Source organism: Alloalcanivorax profundimaris, from assembly GCF_015265435.1.
Taxonomy (GTDB): Bacteria; Pseudomonadota; Gammaproteobacteria; order Pseudomonadales; family Alcanivoracaceae; genus Alloalcanivorax; species Alloalcanivorax profundimaris.
In genome coordinates this window covers 87,543-107,992 of the sequence record NZ_JABJWH010000006.1, presented here as the reverse complement: position 1 = coordinate 107,992, position 20,450 = coordinate 87,543, and the positions used below count along the sequence as shown (strand labels likewise).

At 66.1% G+C, this 20,450-nt stretch carries 19 protein-coding genes; 9 read left to right on the top strand and 10 right to left on the bottom strand.

Translation table 11 applies throughout. The features are described 5' to 3' along the window. Window positions 1-213 precede the first annotated feature (213 nt). The 3 genes from HMJ39_RS03460 (at window position 214) to HMJ39_RS03450 (ending at window position 2,837) form a co-directional block, all read left to right on the top strand. On the top strand, window positions 214-1,548 hold the full coding sequence (locus HMJ39_RS03460) for an alanine/glycine:cation symporter family protein (RefSeq protein WP_194296280.1): 1,335 nt from the start codon (window positions 214-216) through the stop codon (window positions 1,546-1,548). Then, the gene (nadC, locus tag HMJ39_RS03455) at window positions 1,541-2,389 is read left to right on the top strand and encodes a carboxylating nicotinate-nucleotide diphosphorylase (protein ID WP_194296279.1); all 849 of its coding nucleotides are present in this window, start codon (window positions 1,541-1,543) and stop codon (window positions 2,387-2,389) included. Before HMJ39_RS03460 ends, nadC begins: the two co-directional genes overlap by 8 nt. A gap of 73 nt (window positions 2,390-2,462) precedes the next feature. Then, complete coding sequence (locus HMJ39_RS03450; RefSeq protein WP_228462133.1) at window positions 2,463-2,837, top strand: glycine zipper family protein; 375 nt, start codon at window positions 2,463-2,465, stop codon at window positions 2,835-2,837. A gap of 132 nt (window positions 2,838-2,969) precedes the next feature. Here the strand turns inward: HMJ39_RS03450 and HMJ39_RS03445 are convergent, their stop codons facing one another. Then, entirely contained in the window at window positions 2,970-3,407 is a 438-nt protein-coding gene (locus HMJ39_RS03445) for a pilin (protein ID WP_194296278.1), read from the bottom strand. A 333-nt stretch (window positions 3,408-3,740) separates the two neighbouring features. Here HMJ39_RS03445 and pilB point away from each other — a divergent pair, with 333 nt between their 5' ends. From pilB to HMJ39_RS03420, 5 genes are all read left to right on the top strand, one after another. Continuing rightward, complete coding sequence (gene pilB, locus HMJ39_RS03440) at window positions 3,741-5,462, top strand: type IV-A pilus assembly ATPase PilB (protein ID WP_194296277.1); 1,722 nt, start codon at window positions 3,741-3,743, stop codon at window positions 5,460-5,462. 23 nt (window positions 5,463-5,485) lie between these two features. Further along, window positions 5,486-6,712: a type II secretion system F family protein gene (locus HMJ39_RS03435; protein ID WP_194296276.1), complete on the top strand. Its 1,227-nt coding sequence runs from the start codon at window positions 5,486-5,488 to the stop codon at window positions 6,710-6,712. A gap of 12 nt (window positions 6,713-6,724) precedes the next feature. Next, window positions 6,725-7,585, top strand: a complete 861-nt coding sequence (locus HMJ39_RS03430) for a prepilin peptidase (RefSeq protein WP_228462132.1) — start codon at window positions 6,725-6,727, stop codon at window positions 7,583-7,585. A 73-nt stretch (window positions 7,586-7,658) separates the two neighbouring features. Beyond that, window positions 7,659-8,264, top strand: coding sequence for a dephospho-CoA kinase (coaE, locus tag HMJ39_RS03425; protein WP_161383434.1), 606 nt, complete (start codon window positions 7,659-7,661; stop codon window positions 8,262-8,264). Continuing rightward, window positions 8,254-8,445: a DNA gyrase inhibitor YacG gene (locus tag HMJ39_RS03420; RefSeq protein WP_161383433.1), complete on the top strand. Its 192-nt coding sequence runs from the start codon at window positions 8,254-8,256 to the stop codon at window positions 8,443-8,445. Before coaE ends, HMJ39_RS03420 begins: the two co-directional genes overlap by 11 nt. A 67-nt stretch (window positions 8,446-8,512) precedes the next feature. On the opposite strand, the gene HMJ39_RS03415 is transcribed toward HMJ39_RS03420, so the two are convergent. The 4 genes from HMJ39_RS03415 to HMJ39_RS03400 form a co-directional block, all read right to left on the bottom strand. Further along, entirely contained in the window at window positions 8,513-9,442 is a 930-nt protein-coding gene (locus tag HMJ39_RS03415; RefSeq protein ID WP_194296274.1) for a Nudix family hydrolase, read from the bottom strand. Window positions 9,443-9,447: 5 nt separating this feature from the next. Beyond that, window positions 9,448-10,650, bottom strand: a complete 1,203-nt coding sequence (gene argJ, locus HMJ39_RS03410; protein WP_194296273.1) for a bifunctional glutamate N-acetyltransferase/amino-acid acetyltransferase ArgJ — start codon at window positions 10,648-10,650, stop codon at window positions 9,448-9,450. 3 nt (window positions 10,651-10,653) lie between these two features. Continuing rightward, a complete protein-coding gene (gene secA / locus HMJ39_RS03405; protein WP_194296272.1) occupies window positions 10,654-13,404 on the bottom strand; it encodes a preprotein translocase subunit SecA in 2,751 nt (916 codons plus the stop codon). Window positions 13,405-13,548: 144 nt separating this feature from the next. Beyond that, window positions 13,549-14,475, bottom strand: coding sequence for a M23 family metallopeptidase (locus HMJ39_RS03400; RefSeq protein ID WP_194296271.1), 927 nt, complete (start codon window positions 14,473-14,475; stop codon window positions 13,549-13,551). A 129-nt stretch (window positions 14,476-14,604) separates the two neighbouring features. Between HMJ39_RS03400 and HMJ39_RS03395 the strand changes: the two genes are divergently transcribed. Then, a complete protein-coding gene (locus HMJ39_RS03395; protein WP_194296270.1) occupies window positions 14,605-15,054 on the top strand; it encodes a hypothetical protein in 450 nt (149 codons plus the stop codon). A 112-nt stretch (window positions 15,055-15,166) separates the two neighbouring features. Here HMJ39_RS03395 and lpxC read toward each other — a convergent pair whose 3' ends face one another. The 5 genes from lpxC to HMJ39_RS03370 all read right to left on the bottom strand — a co-directional run bounded on the left by lpxC (window position 15,167) and on the right by HMJ39_RS03370 (window position 20,444). Then, the gene (gene lpxC, locus HMJ39_RS03390) at window positions 15,167-16,081 is read right to left on the bottom strand and encodes a UDP-3-O-acyl-N-acetylglucosamine deacetylase (protein ID WP_161383428.1); all 915 of its coding nucleotides are present in this window, start codon (window positions 16,079-16,081) and stop codon (window positions 15,167-15,169) included. Between the two features lie 109 nt (window positions 16,082-16,190). Then, a complete protein-coding gene (ftsZ, locus tag HMJ39_RS03385) occupies window positions 16,191-17,354 on the bottom strand; it encodes a cell division protein FtsZ (RefSeq protein WP_161383427.1) in 1,164 nt (387 codons plus the stop codon). 78 nt (window positions 17,355-17,432) lie between these two features. Further along, the gene (gene ftsA / locus HMJ39_RS03380) at window positions 17,433-18,668 is read right to left on the bottom strand and encodes a cell division protein FtsA (protein ID WP_161383426.1); all 1,236 of its coding nucleotides are present in this window, start codon (window positions 18,666-18,668) and stop codon (window positions 17,433-17,435) included. 22 nt (window positions 18,669-18,690) lie between these two features. Next, on the bottom strand, window positions 18,691-19,509 hold the full coding sequence (locus tag HMJ39_RS03375) for a cell division protein FtsQ/DivIB (protein WP_321206033.1): 819 nt from the start codon (window positions 19,507-19,509) through the stop codon (window positions 18,691-18,693). Next, on the bottom strand, window positions 19,506-20,444 hold the full coding sequence (locus HMJ39_RS03370; RefSeq protein ID WP_161383475.1) for a D-alanine--D-alanine ligase: 939 nt from the start codon (window positions 20,442-20,444) through the stop codon (window positions 19,506-19,508). The genes HMJ39_RS03375 and HMJ39_RS03370 overlap by 4 nt, the downstream gene beginning before the upstream one ends. Window positions 20,445-20,450 lie beyond the last annotated feature (6 nt).

Sequence of the window (20,450 nt, the reverse complement as noted above, 5' to 3'; positions counted from 1 at the left end):
CAAACTCAGAAAACTCAACTGTTCCTCACCCGAATACGACGCTAGCACGACCCGCGCATCAGAATTTTGAACCAGTTTGCAGCTTCGGCATTTACCCGTATCACCGGGGCCCGGAGCCGTCCATCGGCCACCAGCCGCCCGGTGCTTCCCAGGGATAGTGTATTTCCCTACCCTTCAAGACCGATAACAACCAACACCACGGGGAACCGCCTCATGAGTGAAGCCGTCGTCATCCTCAAGGCCATCAGCAAGGTGCTGTGGGGCTGGCCCGCCCTGGCCCTGATCGCCGGCACCGGGCTCTACCTGACCGTGCGCCTGGCCTTTTTGCCCATGCGACGGCTGGGTTTCGGCTTCCGGCAGATGTTCGGCCGCGCCACCGGGGAAGGCACCATCGGCGCCAGCGCCGCCCTGGCCACCTCCCTGGCCGCCACCATCGGCACCGGCAACATCGTCGGCGTGGCCACCGCCATCCAGTCCGGCGGGCCCGGCGCCCTGGTGTGGATGTGGCTGATCGCCCTGGTGGGCATGGCCACCAAGTATGCCGAGGCGGTACTCGCCGTGCACTACCGAGAGCGGGACAGCCTCGGCCAGTATGTCGGCGGCCCGATGTACTACATCCGCAACGGCCTGGGCCGCAACTGGACCTGGCTGGCGGTGGTGTTCGCCTTCTTCGGCATGTTCGCCGGGTTCGGCATCGGCAATACCGTGCAGGCCAACTCCGTGGCCGACGGCCTCCATGACAGCTTCGGTGTGCCCACCTGGGTCACCGGCCTGACCCTGGCCGTGCTGGTGGGCCTGGTGGTGCTCGGCGGCATGAAGCGCATTGCCCGGGTGGCCACCTTTATCGTGCCGTTCATGGCCATCACCTACTTGCTGGCCGGGCTGTTCGTGCTCGCCGACCACGCCGCCGCCCTGCCCGACGCCCTGGCCCTGGCTTTCCACGATGCCTTCACCGGCACCGCCGCCGCCGGCGGCTTCGCCGGCGCCGCCGTCAAGGAAGCGATCCGCTTCGGCATGGCCCGCGGCATCTTCTCCAACGAAGCCGGCCTGGGCAGCGCGCCCATCGCCCACGCCTCCGCCCACACCGACCACCCGGCCCGCCAGGGCAGCATCGCCATGCTCGGCACCTTTATCGACACCATCGTGGTATGCTCCGTCACCGGTCTGGCGATCATCGCCAGTGGCGCCTGGACTAGCGGCGAAAAAGGCGCGCCTCTCTCCGCCCTGGCCTTCTCCAGCACCTTCGGCACCCTCGGCGACGTGGTGGTGGCCTGCGGCCTGGCGGTCTTCGCCTTCACCACCCTGCTGGGCTGGAGCCTCTACAGCGAGCGCTGCACCCAGTACCTGTTCGGCGACAAGGCCCTGCTGCCGTTCCGGCTGGTCTGGGTGGTGGTGGTGCCGGTGGGCGCCATCGTCGGCCTCGACCTGGTCTGGGCCATGGCGGACATCATGAACATCCTGATGGCCGTACCCAACCTGATCGCCCTGTTACTGTTGGCGCCCGTGGTGGTGCGCCTGAGCAAAGAGTTTTTCGATACCCATGGATAACACCGCACCGCAACTGCCCGGCTACGCCCGCGAACACCTGGAAAAAGTGGTGGCCTTCGCCATCGAGGAAGACCTGGGCGACGGTGACCTCACCGCCGGCCTGATCCCGGAAGACGCCACCGCCACCGCCACCATCCTCACCCGGGAAGACGCGGTACTCTGCGGCACCGCCTGGGCCGAGGAAGTGTTCCGCCAGCTCGGCGGCGTGGACCTGGAATGGCACGCCCGCGACGGCGACCGGCTCGCCGCCGGCACCGCCTTCTGCACCCTGCGCGGCAACACCCGGCGCATCCTCACCGGCGAACGCACCGCCCTCAACTTCCTGCAGACCCTGATGGCCACCGCCACCACCGCGCGCCGCTATGCCGACGCCGTGGCCGGCACCCGGGTCACCGTGCTCGACACCCGCAAGACCCTGCCCGGCCTGCGCGCCGCCCAGAAATACGCGGTTCTCTGCGGCGGCTGCCGCAACCACCGCCTCGGCCTCCACGACGCCTTCCTGATCAAGGAAAACCACATCGCCGCCTGCGGCTCGATCACCGACGCCATCCGCGCCGCCCGCGAGCAAGGCCCGGGCAAGAAGATCATCATCGAAGTGGAAAACCTGGACGAACTCCGCGAAGCCGCAGCCCTGACCCCGGACCAGATCATGCTCGACAACTTCAGCCCGGAGATGATCGCCGAGGCCATGGACCTGGCACCGCAATCCGCCCTGGAAATCTCCGGCAACCGCACCCTGGAGGACGCCCGCGAACTGCCCGGCAGCCGCGACCTCTACCTCTCCTCCGGCGCCCTCACCAAGCACGTCCAGGCCGTGGACCTCTCCCTGCGCCTCGGCTGACCCCCTGGCCCCCGGCCCGGCGGCCTCCTAGAATGAAGATCACCGTCCGGCCGGCCACGCCAAGGAGCCCCCAATGATGCGCCCGACTCTCATCCGCACCGCCGCCATCGGCCTCAGCGCCCTGCTGCTGGCCGCCTGTGCCTCCACCGACCGCGTCATCGTCGACAAACAGAACGTGGACGAAGCCCAATACCAGCAGGACCTCAGCGACTGCCGCGCCATCGCCGACCAGGTCGGCACCGGCCGTGACGCCGCCGAAGGCGCCGTGGGCGGGGCCCTCATCGGCGGCGTGCTCGGCGCCATCTTCGGCAACTCCGGCACCGCCGGCCGCATGGCCGGCGGCGGCGCCGTCGTCGGTGCCGCCGGCAAGGCCGGCGATGCTCAGCAAGAAAAGGAACAGGTGCTCAAGAACTGTATGCGCGGGCGGGGTTACCGGGTTTTGAACTGAGTCCCTTTCCGTACGGCAACCGTTTGGTAAAGCCAATATCTTTACGTTGTCTTATTGGCATTTCACCATATAAAGCAAAGCCCCCGGGGACAAAAGTTCCCGGGGGCTTTGCTTTATTAGACCGCAGTTAAATTAACGGCATTCAGCGGGAAGATATTTAGCATCCAAGGTGGTACCTGCACCGGAGCAATCCCAGGTAATTGCACCTTCAGGCAAAGTCCCCGCAGCCAAAGCCCCGTTATTATCATTAGGAACAAATTCAATATCACCACCGCCAGCACGAGCTTGAGTAGTTACGGTAATAGCACCGGTGGTACCATCAATCGCAACAGCAGCTACGTTGTCCGTGGCATTAGGAGCAGTCCAGCCGGAATCCAACGTGGCAGCACCAGCAGAGGCGTTCTCAGCAACAGTAGTCTTCGCACCTGAAGCCAGGGACATTGCCTCAGCGACGCGAGCGCGAACGGTATAGTCTTGATAAGCGGGAATAGCGACGGCCGCCAGAATGCCGATGATCGCGACCACGATCATCAGTTCGATCAGAGTAAAACCCTTCTGCACTTGTTTCATAACAGTCTCTCCACACTGGAAACTTTTTATGTGTGCTCACCCCCGAGGCGAGCGCCTGCACCGACGTTATGCAGCTATTGGGCCAAGTTTTTCAGCCCCCGTTTTGCCCTGATTCCAGCGCTTTTGTGAACCCGTTCCCGTGCCCTTTTTTGTCACCGTATGACGCCTTGCGTCAGCCAACCTGCCCTTCTTTGTCAGGTTAAGGCGGGGCCGCAGCTGTCGGCGCCAACTCCCTGATTCGGCGCCCTTTACAGGGCCCGGGAAGGCTGCCAATCTCTTCCCGGGGGTAGGCCCTTCTTCTCATAACCACAACGATTGTCCTGACTATGACCCATGACTAATTCGGTAGCGTCCTTGAGCGGCCTTGCCCGCCGTTTGGTAAAGGAAGGGCACCTCTCCATGGAGGCGGCGCAGGCCGCCGCGTCGGAGGCCCGGGAAGCGCGGGTGGCGCTGGTCCATCATCTGGTGGCCGGAGGCCGCGTGTCGGCGGCGGTGGTGGCCCGCTCCGCCGCCGAGGAGTTCGGCGATCCACTGGTGGATTTGAACGCGGTGGCGCCGGATACCGTGGCCAAGGATGTGGTGGATCCCAAGCTGATCACCAAGCACACCATCCTGCCTTTGTTACGGCGTGGCAGCCGGTTGTTCGTGGCGGTGTCGGACCCCACCAACCTGCCGGCGCTGGAAGAGATCCGCTTCAACACCGGTCTCAATGTGGAGACGGTGATTGTCGAGGACGACAAGCTGCGGCGCTGGATCGACCAGCTGGAGTCGGAGCAGGAAGGCAAGGCCTTCGACGATCTGGATGACGATCTGGACAACCTTGAAGCGGCGGACACGGAACCGGCGCAGGCCGGCGGCGAGGACGCCGGGGCCGGTTCCGACGACGCCCCCATCGTGCGCTTCGTCAACAAGCTGCTGCTGGACGCCATTAAAAGCGGTTCCTCGGATTTGCACTTCGAGCCCTATGAGAAGGCCTACCGGGTGCGGTTCCGGCAGGACGGCATTCTGCAGACGGTCTCCAAGCCGCCGGTGAACATCGCCAGCAAGCTGGCGGCGCGCCTGAAGGTGATGGCGCGGCTGGATATTTCCGAGCGGCGCATTCCCCAGGACGGCCGCATCAAGCTGAAGATTTCCAAGACCCGGGCCATCGATTTCCGGGTGAACACCTGCCCGACCCTGTTTGGGGAAAAAATCGTACTGCGGATTCTGGATCCGGAGAGCGCCAAGATGGGCATCGACGCGCTGGGCTATGAGCCGGATCAGAAGCAGATGTACATGGATGCCCTGGAGAAGCCCCAGGGCATGATTCTGGTGACCGGGCCCACCGGCTCCGGCAAGACGGTGTCGCTGTACACCGGGGTGAACATCCTCAATACGCCGGAGCGCAACATCTCCACCGCGGAGGATCCGGTGGAGATCAACCTGGAGGGGATCAACCAGGTTAACGTGAACCCCAAGCAGGGCATGGATTTCGCCACCGCGTTGCGCGCCTTCCTGCGCCAGGATCCGGACGTGGTGCTGGTGGGCGAGATCCGCGATCTGGAGACCGCCGAGATCGCCGTGAAGGCGGCGCAGACCGGCCACCTGGTGTTGTCCACGCTGCACACCAACAGCGCGCCGGAGACGCTGACGCGGCTGCGCAACATGGGCGTGCCATCGTTCAACATCGCCACCTCGGTGATTCTGATCATCGCCCAGCGGCTTGCCCGGCGCCTGTGCGAGCACTGCAAGGAGCCGGTGGACGTGCCCAGGCAGTCGTTGCTTGAGATGGGTTTCACGGACGCCGACCTGGAAAGCGGTTTTACTGTGTACGGCCCCCACGCCGAGGGTTGCGACAAGTGTCGGGGCGGCTATAAGGGGCGCGTGGGGATTTACGAGGTCGTCCGCATTACCGATGGCATCAGCCGCATCATCATGGAGGAAGGGAATTCCATCCAGATCGGCGATCAATGCCGCAAAGAGGGGTTCAACGATCTGTACCGTTCCGGCCTGGTCAAGGTCATGCAGGGCGTCACCAGTCTTGAGGAGGTGAGCCGCGTGACCAGCGGCCACTGACGGGGACGGCGGGGACAAGCATTATGGCGAAAACAGCGGCTCAAGAAAAAACGGCCACCTTCACCTACGAAGGCATTGACCGAAAGGGCACCCGCGTAAAGGGGGAAATCTCCGGCAAGGGCCCGGCCCTGGTGCGCGCGGAGTTGCGCAAGCAGGGCATCCAGGCCAAGAAGGTGATCAAAAAGCGGGAAATTTCCATCCTGGGTGGCAAGAAAAAGATCAAACCGGCGGACATCGCCCTGTTCACCCGGCAGATGGCCACCATGATGAAAGCCGGGGTGCCGCTGGTTCAGGCCTTCGAGATCGTCGCCGACGGCCTGGACAATCCGTCCATGCGCGAGGTGGTGATGCGCCTCAAGGCGGATGTGGAAGGCGGCAACAACTTCGCCGGCGCCCTGCGCCAGCACCCGCGTTTGTTCGACGACCTCTATTGCAGCCTGATCGAATCCGGCGAGGCCTCCGGCTCCCTGGAAACCATGCTCGACCGGGTGGCGCTGTATAAAGAAAAGACCGAGGCCCTGAAGGCCAAGATCAAGAAGGCGGTGAAATATCCCATCGCGGTGATCGTGGTGGCGGTGATCGTCACCGGCATTCTGCTGGTGAAGGTGGTCCCCACCTTCCAGGAGTTGTTCGAGGGGTTCGGCGCCGAGCTGCCGGCCTTTACCCAGTTCGTGATCGGGTTGTCGGAGGGGCTGCAGGCCAACTTCCTGCCTATCCTGCTGATCACGGCGGGGCTTATTTTTGGCTTCGTGGAGGGCCGCAAACGCTCCAAGGGCTTCCATGACGCGGTGGACCGTTTGACGCTGCGGCTGCCCATTGTTGGCGACATTACCCACAAGGCCACGGTGGCCCGTTTCGCCCGCACCCTGTCCACCACCTTCGCCGCCGGCGTGCCGCTGATCGAGGCGCTGGACGCCTGTGCCGGCGCCACCGGCAACGTGGTGTACCGCAAGGCGGTGCTGCAGGTGAAGGAAGACGTGGCCACCGGTCAGCAGCTTCAGTTCGCCATGCGCGCCACCGGGGTGTTCCCGGCCATGGCCCTGCAGATGACCGCCATCGGCGAGGAATCCGGCTCCCTGGACGCCATGCTGGCCAAGGTGGCGACCTATTACGAGGACGAGGTGGACAACATGGTGGACGGGCTGACCAGTATGCTCGAGCCCATGATCATGGCGATTCTGGGCGTACTGATCGGTGGCCTGATCATCGCCATGTACCTGCCCATCTTCCAGCTCGGCCAGGTGGTGTAAAGCGTGGGAGGAATGGAGTATCTGGCGGCCTCGCCGGTCGCCCTGATCGTCGTCTGCGCCCTGTTCGGCCTGCTGGTGGGCAGTTTTCTCAATGTGGTGATCCACCGCATGCCACGCATGATGGAGGCCGGCTGGCGCCGCGAGGCACGGGAGCTGCTGGAGCAGCCCGCCGAGGACGAACCGGTGTTCAACCTGGTGGTGCCGCGCTCACGCTGCCCGGATTGCGGCCACGGCATCCGCTGGTACGAGAACATTCCGGTGGTGAGCTGGCTGGCCCTGAAGGGCCGCTGCAGCCGGTGCGGCACCGCCATCAGCAAACGTTACCCGATCATCGAGTTGATCACTGCCGTGGTGGCGGCGCTGTGCGCCTGGCGGTTCGGCTACGGGCCCTGGCTGCTGTTCACCCTGGGCGCCAGCTTCACGCTGCTGGCCCTGGCGGTGATCGATCTGGACACCACCCTGCTGCCGGACGATCTTACCTATCCCCTGCTCTGGGCGGGCCTGCTGGCCGCGCTGTTGGGCGTTTCTCCGGTGGCGCTGCCGGACGCGGTGGTGGGCGCCATGGCCGGTTATCTGTCCCTGTGGAGCCTCTACTGGGTGTTCAAGCTGCTCACCGGCAAGGAGGGCATGGGCTACGGGGATTTCAAGCTGCTCGCCGCCCTGGGTGCCTGGCTGGGCTGGCAGTTCCTGCCGCTGGTGATTCTGCTGTCGTCGGTGGTGGGGCTGGTGTTCGCGCTGTCGATGATGGCCACCGGCAGCGTGAAACGGGATCAGGGCATTCCGTTCGGGCCGTACCTGGCCATCGCCGGCTGGATCGCGCTGCTGTGGGGTGAGCGCATCGTGAGCTCCTACCTCGGGTTGTTCGCGCTTTAGCGGCGTGAGGGATCGCCTGTATCCCGCCCGCCTGATCCTGTATCTTTTGGCTCTCATTTTTCAGGAGCCTTCCATGTTCGTAGTGGGCCTCACCGGAGGCATCGGCAGCGGCAAGACCGCCGCCACGGACTATCTCGCCGACCGGGGCATCACCGTGGTGGACGCGGATCTCGCCTCCCGGGTGGTGGTGGAGCCGGGGCAGCCGGCCCTGGACGCCATCGTCGACCGTTTCGGCCGGCCGGTGCTACAGGACGACGGCACTTTGAACCGCCGCGCCTTGCGTGACATCGTATTCAGCGACGAGGCCGCGCGCCGGGATCTGGAAGCGATCACCCACCCGGCCATCGGCGACGAGCTGCGCCGCCAGATCGCGGGCAGCCAGGCGCCCTACACGGTGCTGGTGTCACCGTTGCTGCTGGAGGGCTCCCAGAAGGACATGACGCACCGGATCCTGGTGATCGACGCGCCACCGGAGGTCCAGGTGGCGCGCACCATCGCCCGCGACCAGGTGCCCGAGCAACAGGTGGCGGCGATCATGCGCGTGCAGATGGCGCGGGAGCAACGCCGCGCCCAGGCCCACGACGTGGTGGAAAACCACGGCCCGCTGCATCTGCTCCACGACCAGTTGGAACAGCTGCATCAAAAGTATCTGAAACTCGCGGAACACCATGCCGGATAAGCCCACTCGGATTTACCCCTGCCCGCAATGCAAGAAACCCACCCGCTGGGACGACAACCCCTGGCGGCCGTTCTGCAGTGAACGCTGCAAGCTGATCGATCTGGGCGACTGGGCGGCGGAACGTCACGGCATCCCCGGGGATCCGGACGCGCCGACCGATGATCTGGACGATTTGAGCTGATCGGCGGGATGGCGGCTGGAGCGGAGCGCCGCCCGGCCGCTCCCACAGCGGCGATATATGGCGTGCGTCAACCGCGCGGCCAGAGCCCGCGGATGCCGGCGACGCCATAGGCGCCGTGCGCCCGGGCGGTGGCCAAATCCTCGGGCCCGACACCGCCGAGGGCGTAGAACACCAGCGGGTTGCCGGCCACCAGTTCGTCGAAGCCGTCCCAGCCCAAGGGCGCGGCCTCCGGATGGGTGGGCGTGGCCCGCACCGGCGAGAGCGTGACCATGTCGGCGCCCAGGGCCCGGGCCGCGTCGATCTGGCCGGCGTCGTGGCAGGCCACGGACAGCAGCCCTTCGAAAGCGGGCGCCCCTTCCCGTTGCGCCCGCGCCAGCCCTTCGCCGCTTAGATGGAGCCCGAAGGCCCCTTCCCGCAGCGCCAGGCCGGCATCGTCCCGAACCCAGAAGCGCAGGCCCCGGGCCCGGCAGGCGGCGGTCACCGCCGGGTGGCCGCTCCAGCCGCGCAGGTAGACGCCCTGCCTCGCCGGATCAAGGCGCGCCAGCCCTTCGACCACGGCGGTCTCGTCCAGGTCCTCCGGGGGAATCACCCATTCCGGCGGCAGCCGCAGCGCCACCGCCACCGGCCGGTTGGCCTCCGGAAAGGCGCGAGCGGACAGCTCGGCCCGGGGCACCCACTCCACCGGCTGGCCTTCGCGGCCATGGGCGACGCCGGTGTAAGCGGTCACTTCGCGGAAATGCAGGGTCACCGCCAGGTCCGGATAACGGTGGCGAACGGTGAGAAAAGGGATCGAGCGGACGCCGTCCAGGCCCAGCTCCTCGTGAAGCTCCCGGGCCAGCGCGTGGTCCAGCGCTTCGCCGGGCTCCACCTTGCCGCCGGGAAACTCCCACAGGCCGCCCTGGTGCTTGTGGTCGGGGCGGCGGCTCAGGCAGAGGCGGTCGTCGGCGTCCGGGATGATGCCCGCCACGACGACGATTTCGGGGAGGGGGGACGACATCCGCGTCAGGTCCGGTATTCGGCGTTGATCTTCACGTAGTCGTAGCTGAAGTCACAGGTCCATACCTGGCCTCGACCATCGCCGGTGCCCAGGTCCACGCGGATGGTGATGTCCGGCCGCGCCATGACGCGGGCGCCCTGCTCTTCCGTGTAGCTGTCGGCGACGCCACCCTCGGCGACGATTTGCACGTCGTCCAGCCACACGGACACCTTCTCCACCTCCAGGTGCTCGATGGGGGCCCGGCCCACGGCGGCCAGGATACGGCCCCAGTTCGGGTCGGAGGCGAACAGCGCGGTCTTCACCAGCGGTGAATGGCCAATGGTTTCCGCCACCGCCTGGGCGTCCCGGTCGCTGTCGGCGCCGGACACTTCAATGGAGACGAATTTGGTGGCCCCTTCCGCGTCGCGGATCAGCGCCTGGGCCAGATCCACGAACACCGCCTCCAGGGCCTGGTAGAGCAAGGCCGCCGGGCGGCCGTCAGCGTCGCTGATTTCCTCGCCGGCCTGGCCGGAGGCGATCAGCATACAGGCGTCGTTGGTGGAGGTGTCGCCGTCCACGGTAATGCGGTTGAAGGAGGCGTCGGCCAGTTGTTTGACCCACTGATCCAGCAGCGGCTGGGCCACCTTGGCGTCGGTGGCGATGAAGCCAAGCATGGTGGCCATGTTCGGCTTGATCATGCCGGCGCCCTTGGCCATGCCGGTGACGGTGACGGTCTCGCCGCCCAGCTCGATACGGCGGCTGGCCACCTTGGGCACGGTGTCGGTGGTCATGATGCCCTCGGCGGCGCGGCCCCAGCCGTGCTCATCGAGCGCGTCCAAGGCCAGCGGCAAGCCATCCTCGAAGGGCTTCATGGGAAACGCCTGGCCGATCACGCCGGTGGAAAACGGCAGCACCGCCGCCGGCGGGCAATGGGCCAGTTCGGAGAGCAGCAGGCAGGTTTCCTCGCAGTAGGCGAAGCCCTTGTCACCGGTGCCGGCGTTGGCGTAGCCGGTGTTGATCATCAGATAACGGGGCGCGGTCTCGGCCAGGTTACGGCGCGCCACCCGCACCGGCGCGGCCTGGAACCGGTTGGTGGTGAAGATACCCGCCACGCGGCTGCCCTCGGCCACCTCGATCACCACCAGGTCCTTGCGATTGGCTTTCTTGATGCCCGCTTCGATGGCGGCCAGCTTGACGCCGGCCACGGGAAACCACTGCGTTTGCGTCATGATTCAGGATTCCAACTTTCCGCAACACTGCTTGTACTTCTTGCCGGAGCCACAGGGGCACGGCTCGTTACGCCCCACCTTGCGGCCTTCCCGCACCACGGTGCGCGGCTTCTCCGGCTGGGAGGACGACGCGCCCTGGGGCTGGGGCGCCGCGCCGACGGGGCCCTCGTCGGCGGTGGGCGCCGCCAGTTGTTCCTGGCGCGCCTTCATCTTCTCGGCCTGCTCGCGGGCTTCCTCGCGGCGCTGGGCTTCCAGGCGCTCCACCTCGTCGTCACGGCGTACCTCGAAGCTGTGCAGCACCCGGATCAGCTCGTGCTGGATCTGGTTGAGCATGGTCTGGAACAGCTCGAAGGCTTCCTTCTTGTATTCCTGCTTGGGGTTCTTCTGCGCGTAACCGCGCAGGTGAATGCCCTGGCGCAGGTGATCCATGCTGGCCAGATGCTCCTTCCAGTGGCGGTCGAGGATCTGCAGCATGAGGTGTTTCTCGATCTGGCGCAGGGTGTCGGCGCCGATCTCCGCCCGCTTGCCTTCGTAGAGCTGCTCCATGTGCTCGACGATGCGGTCGGTGATGCCCTCGATGTGCAGGTTCTTGTCGTCCTCCAGCCACTGGCGCAGGGGCACGTCGCAGCTGTACTCCGCGTACAGGGCCTTTTCCAGGCCTTCCACGTCCCACTGGTCTTCCACGGAACCGGGCGGCATGTAGTTGTGCACCACCTCGGGAATCACGTCGCGGCGGATGCTTTCCACGGAGGAGGACAGATCCTCGCTTTCCAGAATCTGCTCGCGCTGGCTGTAGACCACCTTGCGCTGGTCGTTGGCCACGTTGTCGTACTCGAGCAGGTTCTTGCGGATGTCGAAGTTGCGCGCCTCCACCTTGCGCTGGGCGTTCTCGATGGCGCGGGTCACCCAGCGGTGCTCGATGGCCTCGCCGTCCTTGAGGCCCAGCGAGCGCATCATGTTACGCACCCGATCGGAGGCGAAGATGCGCATCAGGTCGTCTTCCATGGAGAGGAAGAAACGGGTGTCGCCCGGGTCGCCCTGGCGGCCCGCCCGGCCGCGCAGCTGATTGTCGATGCGCCGGGATTCGTGGCGCTCGGTGCCGATGATGTGCAGGCCACCGGCCTCCAGCACCGTCTTGTGGTTCTGCTCCCACTCGGCGCGGATCTTCTCGGCCACCTCCTCGGAGGGCTCTTCCATGTGCTTGATTTCTTCCTCGGCGTTACCGCCGAGCACGATGTCGGTACCGCGACCGGCCATGTTGGTGGCGATGGTCACGGTGCCCGGCCGGCCCGCCTGGGCAATGATCTGCGCTTCGCGCTGGTGCTGCTTGGCGTTGAGCACCTGGTGCTTGATCTTGTCCTTGGTGAGCCGCTGGGAGAGGTACTCGGACGCCTCGATGGTGGCGGTACCCACCAGCACCGGCGCGCCGCGCTCCACGCAGTCGCGGATCGCCTCCACGATGGCGTCGAACTTCTCCTGCAGGGTCAGGTAGACCAGATCGTTGGCGTCCTTGCGGACCATGGGTCTGTTGGTGGGAATCACCACCACGTCCATGCCGTAGATCTGGCGGAATTCCACCGCCTCGGTGTCGGCGGTACCGGTCATGCCGGCCAGCTTTTCGTAGAGGCGGAAGTAGTTCTGGAAGGTGGTGGACGCCAGGGTCTGGTTTTCCTGCTGGATGCGCACGCCTTCCTTGGCCTCCACCGCCTGGTGGATGCCCTCGGACCAGCGGCGGCCGGGCATGGTGCGGCCGGTGTGCTCGTCGACGATGACGATCTGGCCGTTCTGCACCACGTATTCGCGGTCCTTGTGGAACAGGGCGTGGGCCTTGAGCGCGGCGTGCACATGGTGCAGCAGGCTCAGGTTGTGGGCGGCGTAGAGGCTCTCGCCCTCTTCCAGCAGCTCGTTCTCCACCAGCAGGGACTCGATCAGCTGGTGGCCTTCCTCGGTGAGCTCCACCTGGCGCTGCTTCTCGTCGATGAAGTAGTCCCCCTCGTCCTCCTCGGTCTGCGCCTTGAGTTTCGGGATCAGCACGTTCATCCGCTTGTACAGCTCGGAGGAATCCGCCGCCGGGCCGGAGATGATCAGCGGGGTGCGGGCCTCGTCGATGAGGATCGAGTCCACCTCGTCCACGATGGCGTAGTACAGCGGCCGCTGCACCCGGTCCTCGAGCCGGAACGCCATGTTGTCACGCAGGTAGTCGAACCCGAATTCGTTGTTGGTGCCGTAGGTGACGTCGCAGGCATAGGCCTCGCGTTTCTGCTCCTGGGGCTGCTGGGAGAAGATAATACCCACGCTCAGGCCCAGGAACTCATACAACGGACGCATCCAGTTGGCGTCCCGCTCGGCCAGGTAATCGTTCACCGTGACGATGTGCACGCCGCTGCCGGTGAGCGCGTTCAGGTAGGTGGGCAGCGTGGCGGTGAGGGTCTTGCCCTCGCCGGTGCGCATCTCGGCGATGCGGCCCTCGTGCAGAGCGATGCCCCCCATCAGCTGGACGTCGAAATGGCGCATGCCCATCACCCGGGTGGCCGCCTCGCGGACCACGGCGAACGCTCGCGGCAACAGTTCATCCAGGGTCTTGCCGTCGGCGAGGGCGGCCTTCAGTTCGGCGGTCTTGGCCTGGAGCGCCGCGTCGTCCAGTTGCGCCATTTCGTCGCCGTGCGCGTTCACCGACGCCACCAGACGGCTGATCCGCTTGAGCTCGCGGTCGTTCTTGGTCCCGAAGACTTTCTTGACGATGGTAGCCAGCATGAAACGTCCGTTTCCGATCAATGGGTAGGGCGAAAGGATGCCATTCTAAACACAATAGGCCAGGGAGATAAGGTGCGGGGGGCGACTATTCAAGGGCCGGGAATCACGGCGGAAGCGGCTTCCGCCGCGATCAACCGCCCCCCGTCACCGACGGGCGCGGTAGATATAGGGGTGCGGATTGACCTGGCGGCCGTTCTTGAGCACTTCGTAATGCACATGCGGGCCGGTGGAGCGGCCGCTGGAGCCCATCCGGGCGACCACGTCGCCGGTGCGCACGATGTCCCCCACCTTCACCAGCACGTCCTTGGCGTGGCCGTAGCGGGTGCTGATGCCATTGCCGTGGTTGATTTCCACCAGCCGGCCATAACCAGAGCGCTTGCCGGCGTAGGTGACCACGCCGGCGGCGGTGGCGACGATGTCGGAGCCGTCCTTGCCAGCGAAGTCCACGCCCTCGTGCCAGGCCAGCTTGCCACTGAAGGGGTCGGTGCGGCGGCCGAAGCGGCTGGACATCCAGCCCTGCACGATGGGGCGGCCGGCCAGGAAGGTTTCGTTTTCCAGGTGGCGGTCGGCGAGCAGGTCCTCGAGGATGTTCAACTGCTGCTCGCGGCGCTCCAGGGTATTGGTGAGAGCGTCCAGCTCGGCCATGAAGGACGGCGGCGTGAAGGCGCTGCTTTCCGCCGGTTCCGGGCCGCCCACCGCCAGCTCGGCGCCGAAGTCGAACTCATCGCTGTCGATGCCGGCCACGTCCACCAGCCGCTCGCCGAGGGCGTCGAGACGGGTAAGCCGGGCCTGGGCGTCGGCCAGCTTCAGGGTCAGGGCGCGAATCTGTTCCTCGCTGAGCCGCTTCAGCTCGACCACTTCGTCGGCCTGGGCGCGCAGATTCTCCTGGAAGCGCTCGGCCACGGCGTCGGTGTAGGATGGCGGCGCCACCCGGTAGCTGATCCAGTAGGCGCCCACGCCCACCAGCACCGGCAGCGCCACCAGCACGCCCAGCGCGATCAGCGGCAGGAAGCGCGGCAGCGAGAAGGTGCGGGAGTGGCCCCGCTTGCTGTTCAACAATATGATGTTCATGGTGATTAAGAACGTCCCATAATCCGGGCTATAGAAAGCCCCGGGCTCCGCGTGAAGGCGGGCTTTTACGGATTGATCAAGGGTTCCTTAAAACATTTTTACAATCGCAGGGTAGCGTAAGGATTTGGCATGAGCAAGAAAACCCTGCCCGACGAACTCCAGGGCCTGATCCGCGCCACGCCGGGGCTGGCGCGGCTGGCCCGGGCCGCCCGCGCCCAGGGAGCGGCGCCGGCGCAGGACCCGCTTGAGTGCCTGCCGCCGGCCCTGCGCGACCGGGTGCGCCTGGTGGAGGACGAGCGGCGCTGGCTGGCCCTGGTGGAAACCAGCGCCACCGCCCAGTTGTTGCGCTTTCACCTGCCCCGCCTGCAGCGGGCGCTGCCGCCGGGCAACGGCCTGAAAATCGTGGTCACCGGCAAGCGGGAAGTGGGCGGCGCCGCGCCACCGGGCAAGGCCCCCGCCAGCGGCCCGACCCTGGACGCCCAAAGCGCCTCCCACCTGAGACAGGCGGCGGACTACATCGAGGACCCGGATCTGGCGGCGGCGCTGCGGCGCCTGGCCGGGCGGGCCGATCGCGGCTAAAGCCGCTCCGACCGCGATCAGCGCAAACGAAAGCGCCCCGGTCGCGGGAGACGACCGGGGCGCACAGGGAGGCATCCACCGCGATCCGTCGCGGTGACGATACGCGGGGCGGTTACTCCGCGGCCATGATCGGTTTCACGTAGGAGATCGGCGCGGTGTCCGCGTCCTCGAACGTGACCAGTTCCCAGGCGTCCTCCTGCTTGAGCAGCTCACGCAGCAGGGCGTTGTTCAGGGCATGGCCGGATTTGTGACCCACGAACTCGCCGATCAGGCTGTGGCCCAGCTGATACAGGTCGCCGATGGCGTCCAGCATCTTGTGCTTGACGAATTCGTCGTCGTAACGGAGACCGTCCTCGTTGAGGATGCGGAACTCGTCCACCACGATGGCGTTGTCCACGCTGCCACCGAGCGCCAGGTTCTGGCTGCGCAGGAACTCGATGTCGCGCATGAACCCGAAGGTCCGGGCCCGCGCCACTTCCTTCACGAAGGACGTGGAGGAAAAGTCGATGCTGGCCAGCTGGTTGCGCTCCTCGAACACCGGGTGGTCGAACTCGATGGAGAAGGTCACCTTGAAGCCATCGAAGGGCACGAAGGTGGCCACCTTGTCCTCGTCGCGGACGGTGACTTCCTTCTTGATCCGGATGAACTTCTTGGCGGCGTCCTGCTCCCGGATACCCGCGGACTGCAACAGGAACACGAAAGGACCGGCGCTGCCGTCCATGATCGGCACTTCCGGCGCCGACAGCTCCACGTAGGCGTTGTCGATCCCCAGACCGGCCATGGCCGAGAGCAGATGCTCCACGGTCCCTACCTTCACGCCGTCCTTCACCAGGGTGGTGGACAGGGTGGTCTCGCCCACGTTCTCGGCCCCGGTGGAGATCTCCACCACCGGATCCAGGTCCACCCGCCGGAACACGATGCCCGTGTCCGCCGGTGCCGGGCGCACCGTGAGATAGACCTTTTCCCCGGTGTGCAAACCCACGCCGGTGGCGCGGATGACGTTCTTGAGCGTTCGTTGTCTGATCATTGATCCGTCACAAAATTGCCGGTATCCGCGAGGATACGTCCATCCTCAACGCGAAATAAGGGGGCGATGATAGCAAAAAACCCCTTTTCGCACCACGTATCCGCCGCCGTCAGTCAGCCTGACGGCGGAGGAAGGTCGGAATATCGATGAAATCGAGGTCTTCCGCGGTGTTCACGGCCTGCCGGCCCCCGCTGGCGGCCTGCTGCTGGGCACGCTTGCGCTCCACGGCGGGGCGGTCCAGGTCGTTGTAGTCGACCCGGCCGTCGGCGCCGACGGGGGTTTGACGGCCACGGACCACCTTCAGTTCCTGCTGGGCGGCGCCCAGGCCGGTGGCGACCACGGTCACGCTGATATTGTCGCCCATGTCCGGGTCGATGGCCGTGCCGATGATCACATTGGCATCCTCGCTGGCCAGTTCGCTGACGATGTCGCCCACTTCGGAGAACTCATCCAGAGCGATGGACTCGTTGGCGGTGATGTTGATCAGGATGCCACGGGCGCCGCGCAGGTCCACGTCCTCCAGCAGCGGGCTGGAGATCGCCGCCTGGGCCGCCTCGGCGGCACGGTTGTCGCCGCTGGCCACGCCGGTGCCCATCATCGCGGTGCCCAGCTCGCTCATCACGGTGCGCACGTCGGCGAAGTCCACGTTGATCATGCCCGGGCGCACGATCAGATCGGCGATGCCCTTGACCGCGCCCTGCAGCACCTCGTTGGCCGCCTTGAAGGCGTCCAGCAGGGTGGTGGAGCCGCCCAGCACGGACTGCAGCTTCTCGTTGGGGATGGTGATCAGGGAGTGGACGTGCTCCTTGAGCGCCTCGATGCCTTCCTGGGCGGAGCGCATGCGCTTCTTGCCCTCGAAGGGGAACGGCTTGGTGACCACCGCCACGGTGAGAATGCCCAGCTCCTTGGCGATCTCGGCCACCACCGGCGCCGCGCCGGTGCCGGTGCCGCCGCCCATGCCGGCGGTGACGAACACCATGTCGGCACCGTCCAGCAGCTCGGCGATGCGCTCACGGTCTTCCAGAGCGGACTGCCGGCCGATGTCCGGGTTGGCGCCGGCGCCCAGGCCCTTGGTGACCTGGCTGCCGAGCTGGATCACGGTCTTGGCCGCGGAGTTGCGCAGTGCCTGCGCGTCGGTATTGGCGCAGATGAAATCCACGCCTTCCACGTTGGAACGCACCATGTGGTCCACGGCGTTGCCGCCGCCACCACCGACGCCCACTACTTTGATTACCGCGCCATGGGGTACGGAATCTTCGAGTTTGAATTGCATGGTTGATCTCCCGTTAATGCTTCCCTGTTTACTGCTTTTTCCAAATCGGGCCGGCCTGTCCGCCCCGTTTTGAAACCTTTAAAGATTGCCCTGGAACCACTTCTTGAAGCGCTCCAGCCAGTTCACTTCGCCGCCGCCGGCCTGGGCCCGCGGACTGCGTCCTTCCTTCTCCATCCGGTGGCCATACAGCAGCAGGCCCACGGAGGTGGAATAAATCGGGTTGCGCACCACGTCGGTGAGCCCGGCAACGCCCTGGGGCGTGCCCAGCCGCACCGGCATATGAAAAATCTCTTCCGCCAGTTCCACCGCGCCCTCAATCTTGGAGGAGCCGCCGGTGAGCACGATGCCGCCGGGGATCATGTCCTCGAACCCGGAGCGGCGGATTTCCGCCTGGATCAGGGTGAACAGCTCGTCGTAGCGCGGCTCCACCACCTCGGCCAGATTCTGGCGGCTCAGGGTGCGTGGCGGCCGGTCGCCGACGCTGGGCACCTTGATGGTCTCATCGGCGCCGGCCAGCTGGGTCAGCGCGCAGGCGTACTTGATCTTGATCTCGTCGGCGTGCTGCTTGGGCGTGCGCAGCGCCATGGCGATGTCGTTGGTGACCTGATCGCCGGCGATCGGAATGTTGGCGGTGTGGCGGATCGCCCCTTCCGTGAAGATGGCGATGTCGGTGGTGCCGCCGCCGATGTCGACGATGCACACGCCCAGCTCGCGCTCATCCTCGGTGAGCACGGAATGCGCGCTGGCCAGCTGCTCGAGGATGATGTCCTCCACTTCCAGCCCACAGCGGCGCACGCACTTCTCGATGTTCTGGGCGGCGTTCACCGCGCAGGTCACCAGGTGCACCTTGGCCTCCAGCCGCACGCCGCTCATGCCCACCGGCTCGCGCACGCCTTCCTGGTTGTCCACCACGTATTCCTGCGGCAGCACATGCAGGGTTTTCTGATCCGCCGGAATCGCCACCGCCTGGGCGGCGTCGATCACCCGGTCGATGTCCGCCTGGGTCACTTCCCGGTCGCGGATCGCCACGATGCCGTGGGAGTTGAGGCTGCGCACATGGGAGCCGGCGATGCCCGCGTACACCGAGTGGATCTGGCAGCCGGCCATCAGCTCGGCTTCCTCCACGGCACGCTGGATCGAGCGCACGGTGGCCTCGATGTCCACCACCACGCCTTTCTTCATCCCCCGCGACGGCTGCGAGCCGAGGCCCACCACCTCCACGGTGCCCTCCTCGGTGACCTGGCCGACGATGGCCACCACCTTGGAGGTGCCGATGTCGAGACCCACGATCATGTTGTCCACTGCATTCGCCATTAGAGGTACATCCTCTGTTTGCTCAAGCCTTTTGATCCCGCCAGGTCACCGCGATGCCATCGGCATAGCGCAGATCGACCCGGGCCACGCCGCGGCTGTCGGAACTCAGCACGCCGCGGTAAAGCCGCGTGAAGCGGCGCAATTTGCTCACGTAATGTTCCCGGTCCACCACCACCTGCATCTGGTTGTCCAGGGTCAGCCGGGCGGTGAGCCGGGCGTTCACTTCCATGCGCTCGATGCCCAGGCCCACTTCCCGCAGCAGCTTGCTCATGCTGTGGTAGAAGCCCATGACCGCCTCCAGCCGCTGGTCCGGCCCGTTCAAGCGCGGCAGGCCGGTCAGGTCGTACTGCTTGAGCGCCTTGAACGGCTCGCCATTGCGCGACACCAGCACGGTGTCGTTCCACACCGCCACCGGCTCGCGCTCGGTGATGTCCAGCTTCACCGTGTCCGGCCATTGCCGGCGCACCGACACATCGGACACCCAGCTCAGGCCGGCGGCGCGCTGGTAGATCTCTTCCAGCGGCGCCGAAAAATAGTTGGCGTCGCGCACCAGAGCCGCCAGGGCGGTCTGCACCTGCTGCTGCCGGCGCACGTCGGTGACGCCGTCCACGCCGACCTTGCGGATCGGGTACTGATCCAGCACCCGGGGCAGCCAGATCACGCCGGCCACCAGCACCGCCGCCACCAGCGAGGCCAGCACACCGGGCAGCGCCGCCGCCAGCCGCTCGCGCAGCGGCGGGCGCTGCGGTTTGGCCACGCGGCGGCGGGCGCCGCGCTGCGGCACCGCGTTGCGCGCGCCCCGCTTGCTCACCGGGCGCTTGGCGGCGTGTTGGCGTGTCACGTCGATTGCTCCCTGTCACGGTCGGCGGCGAACCGGTCCACCGCCTCCAGAAGAATGCGCGCCACCAGGGTGGCGAAATCGTCGCCGGCGGCCTTGGCGGCCATCGGCACCAGGCTGTGGTCGGTCATGCCGGGCACGGTGTTCACTTCCAGCAGCTGCCAGCGGCCCTGCTCGTCGCGCATCACGTCCACCCGGCCCCAGCCCTGGCAGCCCACTACCCGGAAGGCGCGCAGCGACAGCTCGCGCAGGGCCTGTTCATCGGCCTCATCCAGGCCCGCCGGGCACAGGTACTCGGTGGTGTCGGACTGATACTTGGCCTCGAAGTCATAAAAGGCATGGGGCGTGCGCAGCCGGATCGACGGCAGCGCCTGGTCGCCGACCACCGCCACCGTGTATTCCGGGCCGTTCACCCAGGCTTCCACCAGCACTTCGCTGTCGTAGCGGCGCGCCTCGGCCAGGGCGGCGGCCAGTTCCGCCTCGTTGTCCACCTTGGCCATGCCAATGGAGGAGCCTTCGTGGGACGGCTTCACCATGCGCGGGAAACCCATCTCCGCCGGCGCTTCGGAAACGCCATCCACATAGAAAGCCGGAGTGGGCAGACCGGCGCCCTTCCACAGTTGTTTGGTGCGCACCTTGTCCATGCCAATCGCCGAGGCCATCACCCCGGAGCCGGTATAGGGCACGCCCAGGTGGTCAAGCACGCCCTGGATCACGCCGTCCTCGCCGCCACGCCCGTGCAGGGCGACGAATGCCACGTCGAAGCCCTTGAGCGTGGCCACGCCGGTCTCCGCCGGGTCCACCAGCTCGGCGATCAGGCCCAACTGGCGCAACGCCTGGTGCACCGCGGCACCGCTCTTCAGCGACACCGAGCGCTCGGCGGAATCGCCGCCGGCGAGCACCGCCACCCGGCCGATGCGGGCCAGGCGCTGCTTCATCCCGTT

Bases quoted from the DNA above. Each gene is read 5' to 3' on its own strand.
- HMJ39_RS03460 (WP_194296280.1), top strand. From the start codon at position 214: ATGAGTGAAGCCGTCGTCATCCTCAAGGCCATCAGCAAGGTGCTGTGG.
- nadC (WP_194296279.1), top strand. From the start codon at position 1,541: ATGGATAACACCGCACCGCAACTGCCCGGCTACGCCCGCGAACACCTG.
- HMJ39_RS03450 (WP_228462133.1), top strand. From the start codon at position 2,463: ATGATGCGCCCGACTCTCATCCGCACCGCCGCCATCGGCCTCAGCGCC.
- HMJ39_RS03445 (WP_194296278.1), bottom strand. From the start codon at position 3,407: ATGAAACAAGTGCAGAAGGGTTTTACTCTGATCGAACTGATGATCGTG.
- pilB (WP_194296277.1), top strand. From the start codon at position 3,741: ATGACTAATTCGGTAGCGTCCTTGAGCGGCCTTGCCCGCCGTTTGGTA.
- HMJ39_RS03435 (WP_194296276.1), top strand. From the start codon at position 5,486: ATGGCGAAAACAGCGGCTCAAGAAAAAACGGCCACCTTCACCTACGAA.
- HMJ39_RS03430 (WP_228462132.1), top strand. From the start codon at position 6,725: ATGGAGTATCTGGCGGCCTCGCCGGTCGCCCTGATCGTCGTCTGCGCC.
- coaE (WP_161383434.1), top strand. From the start codon at position 7,659: ATGTTCGTAGTGGGCCTCACCGGAGGCATCGGCAGCGGCAAGACCGCC.
- HMJ39_RS03420 (WP_161383433.1), top strand. From the start codon at position 8,254: ATGCCGGATAAGCCCACTCGGATTTACCCCTGCCCGCAATGCAAGAAA.
- HMJ39_RS03415 (WP_194296274.1), bottom strand. From the start codon at position 9,442: ATGTCGTCCCCCCTCCCCGAAATCGTCGTCGTGGCGGGCATCATCCCG.
- argJ (WP_194296273.1), bottom strand. From the start codon at position 10,650: ATGACGCAAACGCAGTGGTTTCCCGTGGCCGGCGTCAAGCTGGCCGCC.
- secA (WP_194296272.1), bottom strand. From the start codon at position 13,404: ATGCTGGCTACCATCGTCAAGAAAGTCTTCGGGACCAAGAACGACCGC.
- HMJ39_RS03400 (WP_194296271.1), bottom strand. From the start codon at position 14,475: ATGAACATCATATTGTTGAACAGCAAGCGGGGCCACTCCCGCACCTTC.
- HMJ39_RS03395 (WP_194296270.1), top strand. From the start codon at position 14,605: ATGAGCAAGAAAACCCTGCCCGACGAACTCCAGGGCCTGATCCGCGCC.
- lpxC (WP_161383428.1), bottom strand. From the start codon at position 16,081: ATGATCAGACAACGAACGCTCAAGAACGTCATCCGCGCCACCGGCGTG.
- ftsZ (WP_161383427.1), bottom strand. From the start codon at position 17,354: ATGCAATTCAAACTCGAAGATTCCGTACCCCATGGCGCGGTAATCAAA.
- ftsA (WP_161383426.1), bottom strand. From the start codon at position 18,668: ATGGCGAATGCAGTGGACAACATGATCGTGGGTCTCGACATCGGCACC.
- HMJ39_RS03370 (WP_161383475.1), bottom strand. From the start codon at position 20,444: ATGAAGCAGCGCCTGGCCCGCATCGGCCGGGTGGCGGTGCTCGCCGGC.